Origin of the sequence: Microbacterium sp. SS28, from assembly GCF_022761035.1 — a bacterium.
In the GTDB taxonomy this organism is placed as follows: domain Bacteria; phylum Actinomycetota; class Actinomycetes; order Actinomycetales; family Microbacteriaceae; genus Microbacterium.
This window is the reverse complement of the sequence record NZ_JAKWJP010000001.1, coordinates 1,116,147-1,135,906: the sequence shown is the minus strand read 5'-3', so window position 1 is coordinate 1,135,906 and position 19,760 is coordinate 1,116,147. Positions and strand designations below refer to the sequence as shown.

The window sequence follows — 19,760 nt, the reverse complement described above, 5'->3', positions numbered from 1 at the left end:
GCCTCCATGGCAGAGCGGGTGGAGGCGTGGTGGGCGCGCCGGCAGTTCTCGCGCGGCGCCGACGTGCCGTACCCGATCGGCACATACCGCGAGGCGTGGGCTCCGTACCCCGCGCTGATCCGGCAATACCATCCCGACCTCAACGCCGGGATCACGCTGACGCAGATCCCGCCCGCTGCCGACGTCCTGCTGCTGTGGCAGTGCGAGGCCGGGCACACCTTCGCCGCGACGCCGACCGAGCAGCGTGCGCGACCCGGGCGCGAGAGGCGCCGCTCGGCGTGGTGCCCGGACTGCACGTCGCTCGCCAAGCCCGCGCGCACGCCGTGGCCCGGCGAGGCGCCGCGTGCGCGCGTCCCCGCGTCAGCGCGCGCGAAACGCCCGAAGACAGCCAAGCCGCTGTGCGCCAAGACGCCCGCGGTGCCCGTCGGCGAGCCGTTCGCGAGCGTGTGCGCGCCGGCGCCCGCGTCGGCCGTCGAGGGGCAGCTGCGCGCCGACGTGTTCGGGCGTCTCGCCGTCACGACGGGGCTCAACGCCGTGCGCGTGAGCCGCCCGTTCTTCGACCACGTCGAGGTGTGGCCCGACATCCTGCTGCCCGAACTGCGCATCGCGATCGAGTACGACACTCCGGGCCGGTTCGGGCTCGAGCACGTCGGCGGCCGAGAAGACGCCGACCGCCGCAAGGACCGCGCGCTGCGGGCGGCGCACTGGGAGGTCGTGCGCATCCGCACGGGCAGGCTCGAGAAGCTCGGGCCGCACGACCTCCAGGTCGCGAAGATGGGACGCAAGGGACTCGCCCAGCTCATCGACGTCTTCCGCGACATCCGGGGTCCGCTGCTCGTGGACGCCTACCTGACCTGACGGAGAAGGCGGGCGGTCAGAGACCCGCGAGCAGCTCGCGCAGGCGGGCGGACTCCTCGGGAGCCATCGAGTACCCGTGCTCGGGGGCGGGGTAGCCTCCCGTGCGGACGTCGGCCGCATACTCCGCGACGCCCTCGATCATGACGGACCGCAGCCGTGCGTACTGCTTGACGAACTTGGCGGGACGGCCGCCGTAGATGCCCAGCAGATCGTGGAAGACGAGCACCTGTCCGTCGGTGCCGGAGCCCGCGCCGATCCCGATGACGGGCACCTGCATGAGCGGCATGACAGCCTCGGTCACGTCGCTCGGGATGGCCTCGAAGACGACGGCGAAGCAGCCCGCCTGCTGCAGCGCGAGGGCGGCGCGGCACACCGCGAGCGCCTCGTCGGCCGTACGGCCCTGCGAGCGGTAGCCGCCGAGCACCGCGGCGGTCTGCGGCGTGAGCCCGACGTGGCCCATGACCGGGATGCCGGCCGCGACGATCGCGCGGGCGCGGTCGATCGAGGTGCCGCCGCGCTCGATCTTGACGGCGTCGGCGCCGGTCGTCTTGATGAAGCGCTGGGCGGTCGCGACGGCCAGCTCGTCCGACCCCTCGTACGACCCGAACGGCAGGTCGGCGACGAGGAGCGGCGTCGAGAGCCCGCGGCGGACGGCCGCAGTGAGCATGAGCATCTCGTCGATCGTGACGGGCACGGTGCTGTCGTAGCCGAGCACCGTCATGGCGGCGGAGTCTCCGACGAGCACGATGTCGACGCCCCCGGCATCGACGATCTGCGCGGTCGGGTGGTCGTAGGCCGTCACCATCGCGATCGGCTCGCCGGTCGCCTTCTTCGCCGCGAGATCGGCGAAGGTGACCTTGCGCCGCGGTTCGGAGGGGACGGATGCCGCGCCGTGCACGCTCACGCGAGCGCTCCGCGGAGTTCGGCGACGGCGTCGTCGACGGACACGATCGCGTTGTCGCGGCCGACGTGCACGACGATCGGCTCGTAGCCCGCGAGCTCGGCCTCGTCGTAGTCGGCGTAGGAGATGACGATGACGGTGTCCCCGTGGTGGACGAGCCGCGCCGCCGCGCCGTTGACCTGGATCTCGCCCGATCCGCGCACTCCAGCGATCGTGTACGTCTCGAATCGCGCTCCGTTGTCGACGTCGACGACGTGCACCTGCTCGTGCTCGCGGATGTCGGAGGCTTCGAGCAGCTCGGGGTCGATCGTGATCGAGCCCACGTAGTTGAGGTCGCTGCCGGTCACTGTCGCACGGTGGATCTTCGACTTGAGCATCGTTCGGCGCATCAGGCCTCCAGGATCCGGTTGTCGATGAGGCGTGCGCGGCCGACGCGCGCCGCGACGGCGAGCAGGGCCGGCCTTGCGACGACGTCGACGGGCCGCAGGTCGTCGGGGGAGCGCAGCTCGAGGTACTCGGGCACGATTCCGGATGCCGCGAGCTCGGCGTGCGCCGCCGCGAGCACGCTCGCGGCGTCTGTGCGCCCCGCCGCGACCGCGGCTTCGGCGGCGGAGAGCGCGCGGTTGAGCGCCGTCGCCTGCGCGCGCGCCTCGGCGTCGAGGTACACGTTGCGCGAGCTCATCGCGAGGCCGTCCGCCTCGCGCACGATGGGGCACGCGACGATCCGGACGGGGATGTCGAGGTCGCGCACGAGCCGTCGCACGACGACGATCTGCTGCGCGTCCTTCTGTCCGAAGTAGGCGGCGTCGGGGGCGACGATCGCGAAGAGCTTCGCCACGACCGTTGCGACGCCGTCGAAGTGGTGCGGGCCGCGCACGGCTCCGCACAGCACCTCGGTGATCCCCGAGATGTGGATCGTGGTCGCGAAGCCGTCCGGATAGACCTCGCCGACGGCCGGCGCGAAGAGGATGTCGACGCCCGCATCGCGCGCGAGCGCGGCATCCCGCTCCTCATCGCGGGGGTAGGCCGAGAGGTCCTCGTTCGCGCCGAACTGCGTCGGATTGACGAAGAGCGAGACGACGACGAGGCCGCTCTCGGCGCGCGCCTGGCGGATGAGCGAGAGGTGGCCCTCGTGGAACGCGCCCATCGTCGGGACGAGGCCCACGATCTCGCCGCGCGAGCGCGCGTCGGCGACGGCGGCGCGCACGTCGGCGACGGTCCGGACGATCCTCACGAGACGAACGCCTCGGACGAGGCGGCATCCGCCGCGCGGGCCGCGAGGGCGCGCGTGTGCTGCGTCAGGACGTCGAAGAGCGGCAGCAGGTCGGGCCCGGCGTCCGCGACGGCGGCGCGCTGGCGGGCGAGTGTCTCTTCGTCACCGCGGGCGACGGGTCCCGTGAGCGCCGACTCGGGACCGAGTGAGGCCCAGTTCTCGACCGTGCGCCGCACGAGCGGTGCGAGCAGCTCCCGCGCGTCGGCGGGCGAGAGCCCGGCGGCGCCCGCGATGCGCTCGGCCGCGTCCTCGAGCGTCACGAGGAAGTTCGACGCGATCGACGCGGCCGCGTGATACGCGGCGCGGTGCGGGTCGGCGATCGTGAAGGGATGCGCGCCGAGCGCGGTCGCGAGCGCGAGCGCGGCATCCGTCGCCTCTTCGCTCGTCCCCGCGATGGCGCAGCCGATGCCCTGGAACGCGTCGGGACCCTCGTCGCCGACGAACGACTGGAGCGGATGCAGCGAGAAGTCGACCGGCAGGCCCGCGAGCGGCGTCGCGCCGGAGGTGTGGCCGATCCATCGGCCGGCGCCCGCGACCTGGGCGGCGGCCGCCGCGATGGAGTCGTCCGGCACGCACAGCAGGACGACGTCGGCGGGCTCGACGCGCTCGCCGCGGCCCGTCGGACCGTGGACCGTGAAGCCCGCCGCGCGGAGCGCCCGCGAGAGGACTCGGCCGAGACGTCCGGCGCCGACGACGCTGATCGTCGAGAAGGCGCGCGGAGCGGAAGGTGAGGAGGGTGTCATGGCTGCGGGTCCGGGAGGTGGGCACCGGACATGTGAAGTCTACTTCTTGGTGGATCGCGTCCAGAAAGCGGGGGTGCGGCTAGCGGTCGCCGTCGACGAGCTGCCGCAGTGTGAGCGCGAGCGTCGCCTGATCGGCGGGGCTCACATCGCCCAGGGCCGCGGCCTCGGCGCGCACGAGTTCGGTCATCGCGGCATCCACGCGCCGCTCGCCCTCGGTCGTGATCGCGACCAGGATGCCGCGCCCGTCGTCCGGGTTCGGCCGGCGCACGACGAGCCCGCGCTCCGTGAGCTTGTCGAGCCGCGTCGTCATCGCGGCGCTCCCGATCATGGCCGCCGTCACGAGCTGCGTCGCTGTGAGCTCGGTGCCCGCACGGCGGAGCGCCGCGAGCACGTCGAACTCCCAGGCGGCGAGGCCCGCGTGCGCGAAGGAGCGCGCGCGGAGCTTCGCGAGGTGCACGGCCGCGCGGCGCAGGCGCGACATGACGTCGAGGGGCGTCAGGTCGATGTCGGGGAGCAGGCGCGACCACGCGTCGATGAGGAGGTCGACCTCGTCGTCCTTGTCGCGGGCGCTGTCGGGCATGTTCCGACGGTAGCCGAAGTCTCCGGAGGGCAGGGCATGGGCGCCCGCGCGAGCCCCGGGTTCGGTTCGGGGTGAGTTGGTGCCGGGTACGGGCGGGTGAGGCGGCAGGGAGTCACCCCGCGCAAGCCTCGCGCTGCTGGATGGGGTGGGTGGGTGCCGGGTGCGGGCCCGCGAGGCGGCGGGAACTCACCCCGCGCAAGCCTCGCGCTGCTGGATGGGGTGGGTGGATGCCGGGTGCGGGCCCGCGAGGCGGCAGGAACTCACCCCGTGCAAGCCTCGCGCTGCTGGATGGGGTGAGTCGATGCCGGGTGCGGGCCCGCGAGGCGGCAGGAACTCACCCCGCGCAAGCCTCGCGCTGCTGGATGGGGTGAGTTGGTGCCGGGTGCGGGCGGGTGAGGCGGCGGGAACTCACCCCGCCGGCCGAGCGGCCCGCGCGCGGAAACGGCCGAGGCCGGCAGCATCCCGGATCTGTCGTCCCTGGAGGGACGAGAGGGGGACTGCTGCCGGCCTCGGCCGCTGCGCCGTGCGTCAGTTGCCCGCGCGGCGCTTGTTGTAGACGTCGAAGGCGACGGCGAGGAGCAGCACGAGGCCCTTGACTGCCTGCTGCCACTCGATGCCGATCCCCATGATCGACATGCCGTTGTTCAGGACGCCGATGATGAGACCACCGATGATGGCGCCGCCGATCGTGCCGACGCCGCCCTGCACCGCGGCGCCGCCGATGAAGGCCGCCGAGATGGCCTCGAGCTCGAAGCCGTCACCGGCCTTGGGGCCTGCAAGGTTGAGGCGCGCCGTGAAGATGAGGCCCGCGAGCGCCGCGAGGAAGCCCATGTTGACGAACAGCCAGAAGTCGACGCGGCGCGTCTTGATGCCCGAGAGCTCGGCCGCGTGGCGGTTGCCGCCGATCGCGTAGATGTGGCGGCCGAACACCGTGCGGTTCATCACGACGCTGTACGCGAGGATCAGCAGCGCCAGGATGATGAGCGTCACGGGGATGCCCTTGTACGACGCGAGCGCCCACGTGAACCAGCCGATGACGAACGACACGAGCACGAGCTTCACGATGAACCACGTGAGGGGCTCGACCTCCTGGCCGTACTTCTGACGGCCGGCGCGCGTGCGGACCTGCTGCACGACGAGCGCGACGATGCCGACGGCGCCGATGAGGAGCGTGAAGACGTCCGGGTCGGCCTCGCCGAAGATGCTCACGAGGAAGCCGTTGCCGAGGGCGCGGTACTCCGTGGGGAACGAGCCGATGTTCTGGTTGCCGAGCACGACGAGCGCGAGACCGCGGAAGATGAGCATGCCCGCGAGCGTCACGATGAACGCGGGGATGCCGGCGTAGGCGACCCAGAAGCCCTGCCACGCACCGACCAGGGCGCCGATCAGGAGCGACAGGACGACGGCGAGCCACCAGGGCAGGCCCCACGTGACCGCGAAGACCCCCGAGCACGCACCGACGAAGGCTGCGACCGAGCCGACCGACAGGTCGATGTGACCCGCGATGATCACCATGACCATGCCGATCGCGAGGACGAGGATGTACCCGTTCTGCACGACGAGGTTCGAGATGTTCTGCGGACGCAGGATGATGCCGTTCGTCAGGAACGCGAACAGCGCGACGACGGCGATCAGGGCGATGAAGATGCCGTTCTTGCCGAGGTCGCTCAGGACGTGGCTGAGCCAGTTGGTGAACTTGTTCTCGGTGGGGTTGATGTTGGCGCCGACCGCGGTCGAGCCGGGAGTGTTCTCTGACATTTCTGTGTGCTCTCTCGCGCGCGGGTCAGCGCGGCTTCTCCATGGTCATGAGCTTGAGGACGGCCTCGGGCGTGGCCTGGTCGATGGGCAGTTCGCCCGTGATGCGTCCCTCCGAGAGGGCGTAGACGCGGTCCGAGATGCCCAGCAGCTCGGGGAGCTCGGACGAGATCACGATGATCCCCTTCCCGGATGCCGCGAGCTTGTTGATGATCGTGTAGATCTCGTACTTCGCGCCGACGTCGATGCCGCGCGTCGGCTCGTCGAGGATCAGGACGTCGGGGTCGGAGTAGATCCACTTCGACAGGACGACCTTCTGCTGGTTGCCGCCCGAGAGCTTGCCGGTCTTGGCCAGGACGCTCGGCGCCTTGATGTTCATGCTCCTGCGGAACTCGTCGGCGACCTTGTACTCCTCGTTGTCGTCGACGAGCCCGCCCTTGGTGAGCTTGTTGAGCGACGACATCGAGATGTTGCGCTTGATGTCCTCGATGAGGTTGAGGCCGTAGGTCTTGCGGTCCTCCGTCGCGTACGCGAGGCCGTTCTCGATGGCCTCCGCGACGGTGCGGGTCTTGATCTCCTTGCCGCGCATGAAGACCTTGCCCGAGATGCGCGAGCCGTAGCTGTGGCCGAAGAGGCTCATGGCGAACTCGGTGCGACCCGCGCCCATGAGACCGGCGATGCCGACGATCTCGCCCGCGCGGACGTTGATCGAGACGTTGTCGACCATGACGCGCGAGGCGTCGGCGGGGTGGTGCGCCGTCCATTCCTCGACGCGCAGCAGCTCCTCGCCGATGTGCGGCTCGTGGTCGGGATAGCGGTGCTCGAGGTCGCGCCCCACCATGTCCTTGATGATGCGGTCCTCGGTCACATCGGTCTTCGCGATCGTCTCGATCGTCTTGCCGTCGCGGATGACCGTGACGGTGTCGGCGACCTTTTTGATCTCGTTCAGCTTGTGACTGATGATGATCGACGTGATGCCCTGCTCGCGCAGGCTGAGGATCAGGTCGAGCAGGTGATCGGAGTCCTCGTCGTTGAGCGCGGCCGTCGGCTCGTCGAGGATCAGGAGCTTGACCTCCTTCGACAGGGCCTTGGCGATCTCGACGAGCTGCTGCTTGCCGACGCCGATCTGGTTGGCCTTCGTCGTCGGGTTCTCCTTCAGGCCGACGCGCTTGAGCAGCGCACCCGCCTCGAAGTTGGTCTTGTTCCAGTCGATGAGGCCGCCGGTCTTGCGCTCGTTGTTGAGGAAGATGTTCTCGGCGATCGACAGGTACGGGCTGAGCGCCAGCTCCTGATGGATGATGACGATGCCCTTGGCTTCGCTGTCGTTGAGGTTCTTGAACTCGACCTCTTCGCCGACGTAGACGATCTGGCCGTCGTAGGTGCCGTGCGGGTAGACGCCCGACAGCACTTTCATGAGTGTGGATTTGCCGGCGCCGTTCTCGCCGCAGATCGCATGGATCTCACCGCGCTGAACCTCGAAGTTGACGTTCGAGAGGGCCTTCACGCCGGGGAAGGTCTTCGTGATGCCGCGCATCTCGAGAATGGTTTCGGTCATTTCGCCGACTTCCTCGTGGGGACTGACAAGGGGAGCGTAACGGGGGGTGAGACGGTGGCGGGGGAGCCCCGCCACCGTCTCGGAAGGCTCGGCTTAGAGGCCGAGGTCTTCCTTGGTCCAGTAGCCGGTGTCGACGAGAGCCGACTCGACGTTGTCCTTGATGACCGGGACGGGCGCCAGGAGGTAGGACGGAACGACCTTGACGTCGTTGTCGTACGTCTCAGTGTCGTTGACCTCGGGCTCCTCGCCGTTCAGGAGCGCGACGGCCATGCCGGCGGCGACCTTCGCGAGCTCACGCGTGTCCTTGAAGATCGTGGCGTACTGCTCGCCCGAGAGGATCGCCTTGACCGAGTCGACCTCGGCGTCCTGGCCCGAGATGATCGGCCACTCGTCGCCGACCGTGTAGCCGGCGTCGGTGAGGGCCGAGATGATGCCGCGCGAGATGCCGTCGTAGGGCGAGAGCACCGCGTTGACCTGCGTGCCGTCGGAGTAGTTCGCCGTGAGGAGGTCCTCCATGCGGCTCTGGGCGGTCTCGCCGTCCCAGCGCAGCGTTGCGGCCTGCTCGATGTCGGTCTGGCCCGACTTCACGACGAGCGTGCCGTCCTCGATGTAGGGCTCGAGGACGTCCATGGCGCCGTTGAAGAAGAAGAACGCGTTGTTGTCGTCGAGCGAACCCGCGAACAGCTCGATGTTGAACGGGCCCTCGGGGGCGCCGTCGGTCGGGTTGCCCTCGAGGTCGGTGAGGCCCAGGCCGTTGAGGACCGTCCACGCCTGCTGCTGGCCGACGAGGAAGTTGTCGAACGTCGCGTAGTAGTCGACGTTCTCGGTGCCCTTGATGAGGCGGTCGTACGCGATGACGGGGATGTCCGCGTCCGCCGCGGTCTGGAGGACCTCGGAGAGCGTGGTGCCGTCGATCGACGCGACGATGAGCGCCTCGGCGCCCTTCGTGATCATGTTCTCGATCTGCGAGACCTGCGTGGGGATGTCGTCCTCTGCGTACTGCAGGTCGACGGAGTATCCCTCGGCTTCGAGAGCGGCCTTGACGGCGTCGCCGTCCGCGATCCAGCGCTCGGAGGACTTCGTCGGCATCGCAACGCCGATGAGGCCGCCGTCGCCCGAGCCGCTGTCGCCCGAGTCTCCCGTGCCGCCGCCCGAGCAGGCGGTGAGCATGAGTGCTCCGGCAGCAACAGCCGCGAGGAGGAACTTGTTCGCCTTCACTGTGTTTTTCCTTTCGTTCGACATCGTCGTCAGGTGTCGATGGGGGTGACCGCGCCCGGTTCGGGCTACCGGCGGTCGTCGGTGGTCTTGGTCGTGCGTTCGCGGAACGCGGCGTGCAGCCGGTCCACGGTCTCGTGGGGGAGGGATGCCGCGGCCCCGGTCGTGCGGACGAGGAGCGCGACGCGCGCCATCTCCTCGACGAGCCCGGCCGATGCCACGGCTTCGCGGGCCGAATCGCCCGTGACGTACGCGCCGTCGCCGGCGACGAGGACAGCCGGCGCGGGGCCGGACGAGAGGGCTTCGACGACCGCGTCCGCGACGGCGGCGGAGTCGTCGAGCGGCGGCGTCACGATCGGGATGCCGCTCCCGAAGCGCTCCGCCATCGCGGCGACGAGGCACGGGATGCCCTCGCCCGCGGCGACATGCGCGAGCACGTACGGCGACTGGCTGCGCACGATGCCGCGCACGGCGGGACGGTCGCGGTAGAGGCGGGAGTGCACCGCGACGTCGGCGCCCGGGAGCCGCTCGCTGCCGGGGGTGCCAGTGAGCGCGTCGCCGTCGAGATCGCACACGATGGCGTTCTCGGGGGCGAGGTCGTCGTGGTCGCCGGCCGGCGGCTTGATGACGAACAGGTCGGCGCCGGGTACGCGGACCGACAAGTCTCCGCCGCCCCAGCCTGCGAGACCGGCCTGCACGAGCTCGGTGCTCAGCGCCGCGACCTCGGCGCGGACGCGGGCGATCGCGACTTCGGTCTTGACGCCGCGCACGTACTGCTCGCGCGTGGTGGCATCGTCGGTCCGGGTCACGAGACGCACTTCCTTGTCGGTCTGATCGATGTGACGAACCATGTGACCGTTCACATGGCAAGAGCGACTATGCCCGGCGGGTGCGGGGTGTGTCAATCCGAGGATGTCTCGGGTTGATAACGACTCGTCAGATCGGCTGCGCGGGGCCGGCCGACGCCCGCACGACAAGCTCGGGCGTGATCGTGGTCGTCATGACGCTGCCCGCGTCGTCGAGCGGACCGAGCAGCAGCTCGACGGCGCGACGGCCGAGTTCGATGAAGTCCTGACGCACCGTCGTGAGCGGCGGCCAGAAGTGCGCCGCCTCGGGGATGTCGTCGAATCCCACGATGCTGATGTCGCGGGGCACGTCGAGCCGCTCGTCGCGGATCGCGTGCATGAGCCCGAGGGCCATCTGGTCGTTCGCCGCGAAGATCGCCGTGAAGTCCCGCACACGCAGCAGCTCGCGGCCCGCGTAGTAGCCGAAGTTCGCGCTCCAGTCGCCGAGGATGGGCGGCGTGACGGGGACGTCGTTGGCGCCCATCTCCTCGAGGAAGCCTCGCATGCGGGCTTCCGCCTCGATCCAGTCCTGGGGCCCCGCGATGTGATAGATCGACCGGTGTCCCAGGCTGATCAGGTGTTTTGTCGCGAGACGCGCGCCCGCGATCTGGTCGACAGAGAGCGTGTGGTCGGGATCGAGGTCCGTCGACTGCAGCGTCACGTACGGGATGTCGAGCCGATGCTGCGCGAGGGCCCGGACGACGCGCACCTGTGGCGCGATGACGACGAGGCCCTCGACCGACTGCGCCATGAGGTGCGAGAGCCCGTCGATGATCGACTGCGGATCGGACGCGTCGATGTTCGCCGTGCTGACCCAGTAGCCCCGCGCTCGGGCGGCGGCCTCGATCGAGGCGATGCTCGACGCCGGGCCGTACATCGTGCTCCCGGACGCGAGGATGCCGATCGTCTGTGACCTGCTCGTCACGAGCGCGCGCGCCGCGCGGTTCGGCCGGTAGTTGAGCGTCTCCATCGCCTCGAGTACGCGGTCCCGGGTCTCGGGGCGGATGCTCGGGTGATGGTTGAGAACGCGCGAGACGGTCTGGTGCGACACGTCGGCCAGGCGCGCGACATCCCGAATGCTCGGCGGTCGGCGCCCCGTCGCGTCGTCGCTCATCTTCTCCATCTCCCCCGAGGCATGTGTACGGTCACATCAAACCCGGCGGATTTCCCGCGGTCAAGGCGCAAAGGCGCGAATCTACGATGTGACAGTCACATGCTAGGAGGATCAGGGGGCTCTCGCATGCGTCCTCTGTCACATTGAGCGTCGCGCCTATGCTGGCCTCGTGCCCGACTTCGCGCGGTTCCTTCCGCTGAGCAACCGGCCCAAGGCCGACGAGGACGCTGTGACGTCCGACCGCCGGCGTCCGCTTGCCGCGGTCGTCGCAGAGGCCGCGCGACTGCTGGACGCAGCGGAATCGACGGATGCCGCATCCTTCGTCCGCGCGGCGGGACTCTCCGATCTCGGTGCGATCGACGATTCCGTGAACCTCTACGCGGCTGCGGCGACGATCGCCACCGGCCGGAAGCGTTCCACGAAGGCGCTCGCACGCGCCGTCCGCGCGCTGCTGCTGCTCGCGCGCGAACTCGGCGCCGAGCCGAGGATCGACCCGATGACGCTCGGGATCGTCGCGCTCTACGGCGCGACGTCGGCGTCGCTCGAGCGGCGGGCCGTCATCCAAGGGCACGCGCTCAAGGCGACGGACGCCGACTGGGAGTTCGGCAGAGGTCCTGTCCTCGAAGGGACGGCGCTCGAGATCGCGGGCTTCCTGCTGGCGGTGACCGATGTCGCCCCCCAGCCCGCACCCAGACGCCCGGACGACGCGGCGGACTAACCGCCGTTCAGCACCCCGAGGAGGCCCGACACGATCATGTAGAGGCCGATCGCGCCCACCACGACCCAGATCCCGATGCGGGTCGGCGTGATGCCGCTCTTCTTGCCGTCGCCCGGGTCGCTCATCGTTCCAGGGTACGCGGCCCCGGCGCTCCCGTCGTACGGCGGACGATGAGCTCGGTCGGCAGCTCGACGTGGCGGTGGGGCACCGGGTCTCCGCGGCGCAGCGCGTCCACGAGCTCGACGGCACGGGCCGCCATCGCGGCGATGGGCTGGCGCACTGTCGTGAGCGCCGCGGTCCGCAGCCGGGGGTTGTCGTCGAACCCCACGATGCCGACATCCTCAGGGATGCGGCGGCCGGCGTCGCGCAGCGCCGCCGCCAGGATCGCCGCGAGGTCGTCGTTGAAGGCGAAGATGCCGAGCCGGCGCCCGTCCGAGAGCGCGAGCAGCCTCTCGACCGCCGCACGCGAGACACCCGACCACTCGGCGTCGACGAGGTCGACCGTCGCCCCCGGGAGCTCGAGCGCGACGGCTTCGCGGAACCCGCGCTCGCGGGCGCGGCCGAACCGGTAGCGCAGCCGCCCCGTCGCGAACGCGAATCCCTCGTACCCCTGGGCGACGAGGTGCCGGCCCGCGTCGAGTCCGCCCTGATGATTGGTCGCGCCGACGCTCGCGAGGGCGACATCCGTCTCGGCCTGCGGATCGAGCAGGACCGCGGGCACGGCGAAACCCGCGAGCAGATCGAGCTGCCGCCGCGTCGGCGTGACGAGCGCCAGCACGACGCCCGACGACCGCCGCTCCGCGATGCGGGCGGGCCAGTCGTCGGCGGGATCGTCGCGCTCGCGTGTGAGCACGACGTCATAGCCGAGCTCGAACGCGCGCTCGTGCGCTCCCGTCACCACTTCGTTCGACCAGGGGTTGCCGACGCCGCCGATCACGAGCTCGATGAGCCGGGGATCCGTGTGCGGCTTGCGTCCGCGCGGCGTCGAGGTGCGGTCGTAGCCGAGTCGTTCCGCCGCATCGAGCACGGCCCGGCGCGTGGCCGGCGCGTAGTCGCCACGGCGCGCGAGGACGCGCGACGCCGTACCCGGCGAGACACCCGCCGCGTCGGCGACGTCGCGCAGCGACGTGCGGCGGGGAGCGGCATCCATGGGTATATATTTGCGCACTATTTCGCGGACGGATGCCGTCGCCTGGCATCGTCGTGGGCGGAAAGGATGCCGTCATGCCAGCTCAACGCAGAGCCCTGATCGTGCGCGGGGGGTGGGATGGCCATCACCCCGTCGAGGCGACCGAGCGATTCCTGCCCTTCCTGACGGACCAGGGATTCGACGTGCGCGTCGAGGAATCGACCGCCGTCTACGCCGATGCCGCGGCGCTCGCCGAGACCGATCTGATCGTGCAGTGCGTCACGATGTCGGGCATCGAGCACGCCGAGCTCGCGGGCCTGCGCGCCGCCGTCGAGGCGGGGACGGGGCTCACGGGGTGGCACGGCGGGATCGCCGACTCGTTCCGCAACTCGTCGGACTACCTGCAGCTCGTGGGCGGCACCTTCGCTACGCATCCCTCCGTCGCCCCCGGCGAGACGCGCCTCGAGGGTGAGGAGAACTTCCGCGACCACACAGTGCAGCTCACCGAGCTCGGGAAGCGGCATCCCATCACGGAGGGCCTCGCGGACTTCGCGCTGCACACCGAGCAGTACTGGGTGCTCTACGACGACCTCAACGACGTGCTCGCGACCACGACGCACCCCGCGGAGCCGTGGCAGCAGTGGCACCGTCCGCACGTCTCGCCCGTCGTCTGGACGCGGCAGTGGGGCGCAGGGCGCATCGTCGTCTCGACGCCCGGGCACAGCCTCGACGTGCTCGACGACCCGAACGTCCGCACCATCATCGAGAGGGGAATGCTGTGGGCAGCCCGCACCGCATCGGCGTCGTAGGTCTCGGGGTCATCTCGGGCGTCTATCTCGAGACGCTTTCGCAGGCTCCGGATGCCGTCATCACGGCGGTCGCCGACCTCGACCACGCCCGAGCCGAGGCCGTCGCGGCGACGCTGCCGTCGGCCCGCGCGCTCACGGTGGCGGAGCTGATCGCGGCCGACGACGTCGACATCGTGCTCAACCTGACGATCCCCGCGGCGCACGCCGAGATCGCGCTCGCCGCCATCGCGGCGGGCAAGGCGGTCTATGGCGAGAAGCCGCTCGCGGCGTCGTTCGCCGACGCCGAGGAGATCATCCGGCAGGCGGAGGCCGCGGGACTGCGCGTCGGCACCGCCCCCGACACGGTGCTCGGAACGGGCATCCAGACGGCGCGCGCGCTCGTCGACGCGGGCGAGATCGGCCGGCCGCTCGCGGCGACGGCCGTCATGGCCGGCGCGGGGCACGAGTGGTGGCATCCGAATCCCGACTTCTACTACAAGCCGGGCGGCGGACCGCTGCTCGACATGGGGCCGTACTACGTGACGGCGCTCGTGCAGCTGCTGGGGCCCGTCGAGTGGGTCGTGGGGGCGGGCAGCGCCCTGCGGTCGGAGCGCACGATCGCGACGGGGCCGCGTGCCGGCGAAGTCGTGTCGGTCGAGGTCGACTCGCATGTGACAGGCATTCTCGCGCACGCGTCGGGCGCGCTCTCGACGATCACGACGACGTTCGACGCCGTCGCGACGAAGGCCCCGAACATCGAGGTGCACGGCGAGAAGGCGTCGCTCATCGTGCCCGATCCGAACCACTTCGACGGCGAGGTGCTCGTGCGCGCACTCGGGGCGTCGGACTGGGCGGCCGTTCCGTCGCGGGCCGGCATCGCGGGCGCGGCGCGCGGGACGGGGCTGCTCGACCTGCTGCGCACACCCGAGGGCGTCGAACCCCGCGCGTCGGGGGCGATGGGCCTGCACGTGCTCGAGATAATGACGGGCCTGCTCGAGTCCGCGCGCCTCGGCTCGCGCGTGACGATGACCACGACGGTGGAGCGTCCGCCGCTCGTCCCGCTGTCCTGATCCGGCTGCTGGGTCGCTCCGGGCGGCTCGCGTTCTCTGGCGAGTCGCCGGGAAGGGTGGCCTGGGGGCGCGGATTGTGGCGAGTCGCCGGAACCGGTGGCTGGGCCGTGCCGCGGTGCCCCCGGTCCGCCAGGCGAAGGGGGTTCTCGCAGTACCAGTCACGCCAGCCCCTGCCGCGGCGCCGCTCGAGCGGGTTGAGTGGTCGCATGGAAACACGCACACTCGGCGACGGCCTCGAAGTCAGCGCCATCGGATTCGGCTGCATGAGCCTCACGGGCGCCTACGGATCGGCGCCCCGCGACCGCGCCGACGCGATAGCCCTCATCCGCCACGCGATCGACCTCGGCGTCACGTTCTTCGACACGGCCGAGGTCTACGGACCGTTCGCCAACGAGGACGTGGTCGGCGAAGCGCTCGAGCCATACCGCGACGACGTCGTGATCGCGACGAAGTTCGGCTTCGCGTTCACGGACGGCCGGCTCGACGCGATGACGCCGTCGAGCACGCCCGCGAACATCCGCCGGGCCGTCGAGGGCTCGCTGCAGCGGCTGCGGACCGACCGCATCGACCTCTACTACCAGCACCGCGTCGACCCGCAGGTGCCGATCGAAGAGGTCGCGGGCACGGTCGGCGAGCTCGTCGCCGAGGGCAAGGTGCTGCATTTCGGGATGTCGGAGGCCGCCGCCGCGACCGTGCGACGCGCGCATGCCGTGCATCCCGTCGCGGCGCTGCAGAGCGAGTACAACCTGTGGTGGCGCCGACTCGAACAGGACACGATCCCGACGCTCGACGAGCTGGGCATCGGCCTCGTGCCGTTCAGCCCGCTCGGCAAGGGGTTCCTCACGGGCACGATCGACGCCTCGACGACGTTCGAGCCCGGCGACCTGCGAGCGCGCATCCCGCGGTTCCGGGACGAGGCGCGCGCCGCGAACGCGGCAGTCGTCGACGTCGTCCGCACGATCGCGGACCGCGCAGGTGCGACGCCCGCGCAGGTCGCCCTCGCGTGGCTGCTGAGCCGCCGTCCCGCGATCGCGCCCATCCCCGGGACGACGAAGCGCGAGCGGCTCGCCGAGAACGTGGGCGCGGCATCCGTCGCCCTCTCCGCGCGGGACCTCACCGACCTGCAGGAGGCGGTCGACCGGATCGAGATCGTCGGCGGGCGCTACCCGGACGAGCTCGAGGCGCGCACGAACCTCTGAGCGCCCGCGCCCCGGTGCTCGCGGGCGAGCCAGAGGACGTCGCGGCCGAACGACTCGAGCAGCAGCGCGAGCGACACAAGGGTCGCGATGAGACCGACCCATTCGGGGAAGAGCTCCGACGCCGTGACGGCGAGCGCGATCCCGGTGTACGCGGCGACGACCTTGCGCCAGAATCGCGGCGGAACGGGGTTCGCGAGCCACGGCAGGAGCCGCTCCGCGACGAGCAGCGAGTACCGCATCGCGCCGATCGTGAGCACCCACCAGCCGAGCTCCTGCGCGACGTAGGCGCTCAGCACGAGGATGAGCCACGCGTCGACCTCCATGTCGAAGCGCGCCCCGAGCGCGCTCGTGGTGTGCGTGCGCCGTGCGATCCAGCCGTCGACGGCGTCGAGCGCGAGCGCGGGGACCGTGAGCGCGATGAGCAGCGGCACCGGCACGGGGGAGCCGAAAGACGTCACGACGAGCGCCGTGACGAGCCCGACGAGGGTCGAGCGCGTCGCCGTCGCGGCGTTCGCCCATCCGAAGTGCGGTGATCCGCCGCGGCGCAACCCCCTCGCAAGGAGTGCATTCGACGCGAGAAGGTAGGCGGCACCTGCGATCCATCCGGGAGGCGAGAGATGCGCGACAGCCGAGACGGCGAGCAGCCCCGCCATGCCGGCGGCGACCGACCACAGGGGTGCCAGCTGAACCTTCCCCATCGTGCGATCCGTTCTCTCGTCGTGGGTATCACTCATGACACGGATCTCGTGCGCCGGGAAGTTCACTTGCGGAACGGGCGACGATGAGGCAGGCGACGGCGTTCTGGGTCGAGCGCCCCGGCTCCGGGGCGCTGCGCGTCGTGCCGCTCGGCGATCCCGGCGAGGGCGAAGTGCTCGTGCACACGCTGTGGACGGGCATCAGCCGGGGCACCGAGACGACAGTCTTCCGCGGCGAAGTGCCCGCGTCCGAGAGCGAGCGCATGCGCGCGCCGTTCCAGGAGGGCGACTTCCCGGGCCCGGTCCGCTACGGGTACCTCAACGTCGGCATCGTCGAGCAGGGCCCGCCCGCGTTCATCGGTCGCACGGTGTTCACGCTCTTCCCCCACCAGTCCGCCTTCGTCGTGCCGGCATCGGCCGTGACGCCGCTCCCCGACGGTGTGCCGATGCGTCGCGCCGTCCTCGCGGGGGCCGTCGAGACGGCGATCAACGTGCTGTGGGATGCCGCTCCGCTCGTCGGCGACCGCGTGACGGTCGCGGGTGCGGGGCTCATCGGGTGCGCCGTCGCGCGGCTCGCGCGCGGCATCCCGGGTCTTGATCTGACCCTCGTCGACGTCGATCCGGCGAAGGCGCGGGTGTGCGAAGAGCTCGACGTGCCTTTCGCGCTCGCCGAGGACGCGCCGCTCGACCGGGACCTCGTCATCGACACGAGCGGCTCGGAGGAAGGCCTCGCGCTCGCGCTGCGCACGGCCGCCGTCGAGGGCGAGATCGTCGAGGCGAGCTGGTTCGGCGATCGCCGCGTGAGCGTCGAGCTGGGCGGCGCGTTCCACTCGCGGCGCCTGACCATCCGCTCGAGCCAGGTCGGCATGGTCGCCCCGCGCCGACGCGGCACGCGCACGAACGGCGACCGGCTCGCCCTCGCGCTCGAACTGCTGCGCGACCCGGGATTCGAGGCACTCCTCACGGGCGACTCGTCGTGGAGTGAGCTGCCCGAGGTCATGGCCGCGATCGCCGACGGCTCGCAGCCGGGCCTGTGCCACACGATCGACTGGAGGGACGCGGAATGACGTACTCCGTCACGGTGCGCGACCACATCATGGTCGCCCACAGCTTCACGGGCGAGACGTTCGGTCCCGCCCAGCGGCTGCACGGCGCGACCTTCGTCGTCGACGCGACGTTCAGCGCGACGGACCTCGACGACGACGGCGTCGTGGTCGACATCGGGCGCGCGAGCGACGTGCTGCGCGGCATCCTGTCTCCGCTGTCGTACCGCAATCTCGACGACGAGCCGGAATTCCGCGGCGTCAACACGACGACCGAGCGCCTGAGCGGCGTCATCGCGGAGCGGCTCGTCGCGGCGGTGCGCGCGGGCGAGCTCGGCGACGCGCGGCTGTCCGGCATCGCCGTGACGCTGCACGAGTCGCACATCGCGTGGGCCACGTGCGAGGTCGACCTGTGAACACCGTCGCGTTCGTCGTGCCGGAGGGCATCGGCGATCCGCAGCGCGTGAGCGGAGGCAACGTCTACGACGCGCGCGTCAGCGATGGGCTCGCCCAGATCGGCTGGGACATGCGCACGATGACGACGGAGCCGAATGCCGCCGCCGCACCGCTCTCGCAGCTCGCCGACGGCGCGCTCGTGCTGATCGACGGGCTCGTCGCGGCCCGCTCGGCAGCGGCGGTGGAGGCCGAGTCCTGGCGGCTGCGCATCGTCGTCCTCGCGCACATGGTGGCGTCCGCGTTCCCTGACGCCGACCCGCGGGATGTCGCGGGCGAGCGCCAGGCGCTCGCCGCCGCGCGCCGCGTCGTCGCGACGAGCGCGTGGACGAAGGCCGAACTCGTCGAGCGCGGGCTCGTCGAGCCCGACCGCATCGTCGTCGCACCGCCGGGGACGGATGCCGCAGCCCCCGCCCTCGGCTCGGCGCGTGGCACGGCGCTCCTGTGCCTCGGCGTCGTCGCGCCGCACAAGGGCCAGGACGTGCTCGTCGAGGCGCTCGCCGACCTCGACGCGGACGTCGACTGGACGTGCACGATCGCGGGATCGCTCGAGACGATTCCCGCCTTCGCGCACCGCGTCGCGGACGACGCCGCAGCGCTCGGGGAGCGGGTGCGGATGCCGGGCGTGCTCGCGGGCACGGCGCTCGACGACGCCTACCGCGACGCCGACCTGCTCGTGGCGCCCTCGCGCGTCGAGGCGTACGGGATGGCGGTCACGGGGGCGCTGGGGCGAGGCATCCCGGTCGTCGCGAGTGACGTCGGCGGCATTCCGGAGGCTGTCGCACCGGGCCACGCCGCCCTGCTCGTTCCCCCGGGCGACGCCCGCGCCCTGGCCGACGCGCTCGAGCGCTGGATGGCCGATCCGCGGCTGCGCGAGCGGCTCACCGCCGCCGCACGGTCCGGCCGCGAGCGCCGGCCGCTGTGGAGCGACACGGCTGCCCGCGTCGCCGCGGCCCTCGAGGAGGCAGGATGACCGACATCGCGCTCGTCGCGGCCGACTGGCTGACGCTCCGCGAGGCGGCGGATGCCCGCTCGCGCTCGCGACGGCTCGCGCTCGCCGCGGCGCGGCTCGTCCGCGAGCCCGTCGTCGTGCACGACCTCGGCAGCGGGACGGGTTCGATGATGCGCTGGCTCGCGCCGCTGCTGCCCGGTCGGCAGACCTGGGTGCTGCACGAGGCCGACGACGACCTGCTTCGTCAGGCGGCCCGCGCTCCCGGATTCGACGCCGCGGGCAGGCCCGTGCGCGTCGAGACGAGCGTCGGGCGCATCGACGGGCTGCATGTCGGGAGCCTCGCGGGAGCCTCGCTCGTGGTCGGCTCTGCGCTGCTCGACGTGCTCACCCGCGACGAGGTCGAGACGATCGCCGCCGTGTGCGTCGCCGCGGGCGCGCCGACGCTCCTGAGCCTCACGGTGACGGGGCGCGTGCGCCTCATCCCCGACGACCCGGGGGATCGCGTCTTCGAGGCGGCCTTCGTCGACCACCAGCACCGCGCGATCGAGGATCGCACGCCGCTCGGTCCCGACGCCGTGGCGGTCGCCGTCGCGTCCTTCCGCTCACGGGGCTGGATCACGCGGGTCGCGGGCTCGTCGTGGCAGCTCCGCAGCGCCGACAGCGCGCTCACGTCCGAGTGGCTCGAGTCGTGGGTGGGCGCGGCCGTCGACCAGCGGCCCGCGCTGCGCGAATGGGCTGACGAATACCTGCAGACCCGGCGCCGGCAGCTCGCGGCGGGGGAGCTGCGCGTCGCCGTCCACCACGCCGACCTCCTGGCGTTCCCGCCATGATCGTGCCGCGTCTGAGGCGCACTCCACGGGAGGAGATGACGCGT

The 19,760-nt window shown here is 71.3% G+C and carries 22 protein-coding genes; 9 read left to right on the top strand and 13 right to left on the bottom strand.

Annotation, left to right across the window (positions count from 1 at the left end):
* The first annotated feature begins 6 nt into the window (after nt 1–6).
* Complete coding sequence (locus tag MJ607_RS05200) at nt 7–858, top strand: zinc-ribbon domain-containing protein (protein WP_243074459.1); 852 nt, start codon at nt 7–9, stop codon at nt 856–858.
* Between the two features lie 16 nt (nt 859–874).
* On the opposite strand, the gene panB is transcribed toward MJ607_RS05200, so the two are convergent.
* The 10 genes from panB to MJ607_RS05150 all read right to left on the bottom strand — a co-directional run bounded on the left by panB (nt 875) and on the right by MJ607_RS05150 (nt 10,839).
* Nucleotides 875–1,762 (bottom strand): 3-methyl-2-oxobutanoate hydroxymethyltransferase, encoded by an 888-nt coding sequence (panB, locus tag MJ607_RS05195; protein ID WP_243074458.1) that lies wholly within the window; start codon nt 1,760–1,762, stop codon nt 875–877.
* Nucleotides 1,759–2,148 (bottom strand): aspartate 1-decarboxylase, encoded by a 390-nt coding sequence (panD, locus tag MJ607_RS05190; protein ID WP_243074457.1) that lies wholly within the window; start codon nt 2,146–2,148, stop codon nt 1,759–1,761. The genes panB and panD overlap by 4 nt, the downstream gene beginning before the upstream one ends.
* A complete protein-coding gene (panC, locus tag MJ607_RS05185; RefSeq protein ID WP_243074456.1) occupies nt 2,148–2,993 on the bottom strand; it encodes a pantoate--beta-alanine ligase in 846 nt (281 codons plus the stop codon). Before panC ends, panD begins: the two co-directional genes overlap by 1 nt.
* Nucleotides 2,990–3,775, bottom strand: a complete 786-nt coding sequence (locus tag MJ607_RS05180) for a Rossmann-like and DUF2520 domain-containing protein (protein WP_243074455.1) — start codon at nt 3,773–3,775, stop codon at nt 2,990–2,992. The genes panC and MJ607_RS05180 overlap by 4 nt, the downstream gene beginning before the upstream one ends.
* A 79-nt stretch (nt 3,776–3,854) precedes the next feature.
* Complete coding sequence (locus MJ607_RS05175) at nt 3,855–4,355, bottom strand: MarR family winged helix-turn-helix transcriptional regulator (protein ID WP_243074454.1); 501 nt, start codon at nt 4,353–4,355, stop codon at nt 3,855–3,857.
* Nucleotides 4,356–4,883: 528 nt separating this feature from the next.
* Entirely contained in the window at nt 4,884–6,113 is a 1,230-nt protein-coding gene (mmsB, locus tag MJ607_RS05170) for a multiple monosaccharide ABC transporter permease (RefSeq protein ID WP_243074453.1), read from the bottom strand.
* A 25-nt stretch (nt 6,114–6,138) separates the two neighbouring features.
* A complete protein-coding gene (gene mmsA / locus MJ607_RS05165; RefSeq protein ID WP_243074452.1) occupies nt 6,139–7,665 on the bottom strand; it encodes a multiple monosaccharide ABC transporter ATP-binding protein in 1,527 nt (508 codons plus the stop codon).
* 93 nt (nt 7,666–7,758) lie between these two features.
* Nucleotides 7,759–8,907, bottom strand: a complete 1,149-nt coding sequence (gene chvE / locus MJ607_RS05160; RefSeq protein ID WP_374238027.1) for a multiple monosaccharide ABC transporter substrate-binding protein — start codon at nt 8,905–8,907, stop codon at nt 7,759–7,761.
* 41 nt (nt 8,908–8,948) lie between these two features.
* Nucleotides 8,949–9,731 carry a class II aldolase/adducin family protein gene (locus MJ607_RS05155; RefSeq protein WP_243074451.1) on the bottom strand — a complete coding sequence of 261 codons (783 nt, stop codon included), beginning with the start codon at nt 9,729–9,731 and terminating at the stop codon, nt 8,949–8,951.
* Nucleotides 9,732–9,816: 85 nt separating this feature from the next.
* Nucleotides 9,817–10,839, bottom strand: a complete 1,023-nt coding sequence (locus MJ607_RS05150; protein WP_243074450.1) for a LacI family DNA-binding transcriptional regulator — start codon at nt 10,837–10,839, stop codon at nt 9,817–9,819.
* 169 nt (nt 10,840–11,008) lie between these two features.
* Here MJ607_RS05150 and MJ607_RS05145 point away from each other — a divergent pair, with 169 nt between their 5' ends.
* Nucleotides 11,009–11,557: a hypothetical protein gene (locus MJ607_RS05145; RefSeq protein ID WP_243074449.1), complete on the top strand. Its 549-nt coding sequence runs from the start codon at nt 11,009–11,011 to the stop codon at nt 11,555–11,557.
* Here MJ607_RS05145 and MJ607_RS19885 read toward each other — a convergent pair.
* Both MJ607_RS19885 and MJ607_RS05140 read right to left on the bottom strand, forming a co-directional pair.
* On the bottom strand, nt 11,554–11,682 hold the full coding sequence (locus MJ607_RS19885; protein ID WP_279234299.1) for a hypothetical protein: 129 nt from the start codon (nt 11,680–11,682) through the stop codon (nt 11,554–11,556). The genes MJ607_RS05145 and MJ607_RS19885 overlap by 4 nt on opposite strands.
* Nucleotides 11,679–12,707: a LacI family DNA-binding transcriptional regulator gene (locus MJ607_RS05140; protein ID WP_243074448.1), complete on the bottom strand. Its 1,029-nt coding sequence runs from the start codon at nt 12,705–12,707 to the stop codon at nt 11,679–11,681. The genes MJ607_RS19885 and MJ607_RS05140 overlap by 4 nt, the downstream gene beginning before the upstream one ends.
* 74 nt (nt 12,708–12,781) lie before the next feature.
* On the opposite strand from MJ607_RS05140, the gene MJ607_RS05135 reads away from it, so the two are divergent.
* The 3 genes from MJ607_RS05135 (at nt 12,782) to MJ607_RS05125 (ending at nt 15,743) form a co-directional block, all read left to right on the top strand.
* A complete protein-coding gene (locus MJ607_RS05135) occupies nt 12,782–13,495 on the top strand; it encodes a ThuA domain-containing protein (protein WP_243074447.1) in 714 nt (237 codons plus the stop codon).
* Nucleotides 13,465–14,544: a Gfo/Idh/MocA family protein gene (locus MJ607_RS05130; protein WP_243074446.1), complete on the top strand. Its 1,080-nt coding sequence runs from the start codon at nt 13,465–13,467 to the stop codon at nt 14,542–14,544. The genes MJ607_RS05135 and MJ607_RS05130 overlap by 31 nt, the downstream gene beginning before the upstream one ends.
* A 206-nt stretch (nt 14,545–14,750) precedes the next feature.
* On the top strand, nt 14,751–15,743 hold the full coding sequence (locus MJ607_RS05125) for an aldo/keto reductase (RefSeq protein WP_243074445.1): 993 nt from the start codon (nt 14,751–14,753) through the stop codon (nt 15,741–15,743).
* Here the strand turns inward: MJ607_RS05125 and MJ607_RS05120 are convergent.
* Nucleotides 15,707–16,441 (bottom strand): CDP-alcohol phosphatidyltransferase family protein, encoded by a 735-nt coding sequence (locus MJ607_RS05120; RefSeq protein ID WP_243074444.1) that lies wholly within the window; start codon nt 16,439–16,441, stop codon nt 15,707–15,709. The two genes, MJ607_RS05125 and MJ607_RS05120, sit on opposite strands and share 37 nt — an antisense overlap.
* An 83-nt stretch (nt 16,442–16,524) precedes the next feature.
* Here MJ607_RS05120 and MJ607_RS05115 point away from each other — a divergent pair, with 83 nt between their 5' ends.
* The 4 genes from MJ607_RS05115 to MJ607_RS05100 are packed head-to-tail and all read left to right on the top strand — an operon-like array spanning nt 16,525 to nt 19,716.
* Nucleotides 16,525–17,505, top strand: a complete 981-nt coding sequence (locus MJ607_RS05115) for a zinc-binding alcohol dehydrogenase (RefSeq protein ID WP_243074443.1) — start codon at nt 16,525–16,527, stop codon at nt 17,503–17,505.
* Entirely contained in the window at nt 17,502–17,897 is a 396-nt protein-coding gene (locus tag MJ607_RS05110) for a 6-carboxytetrahydropterin synthase (protein ID WP_243074442.1), read from the top strand. Before MJ607_RS05115 ends, MJ607_RS05110 begins: the two co-directional genes overlap by 4 nt.
* Complete coding sequence (locus tag MJ607_RS05105; protein ID WP_243074441.1) at nt 17,894–18,907, top strand: glycosyltransferase family 4 protein; 1,014 nt, start codon at nt 17,894–17,896, stop codon at nt 18,905–18,907. Before MJ607_RS05110 ends, MJ607_RS05105 begins: the two co-directional genes overlap by 4 nt.
* Complete coding sequence (locus tag MJ607_RS05100; protein ID WP_243074440.1) at nt 18,904–19,716, top strand: SAM-dependent methyltransferase; 813 nt, start codon at nt 18,904–18,906, stop codon at nt 19,714–19,716. The genes MJ607_RS05105 and MJ607_RS05100 overlap by 4 nt, the downstream gene beginning before the upstream one ends.
* Nucleotides 19,717–19,760: the final 44 nt, after the last annotated feature.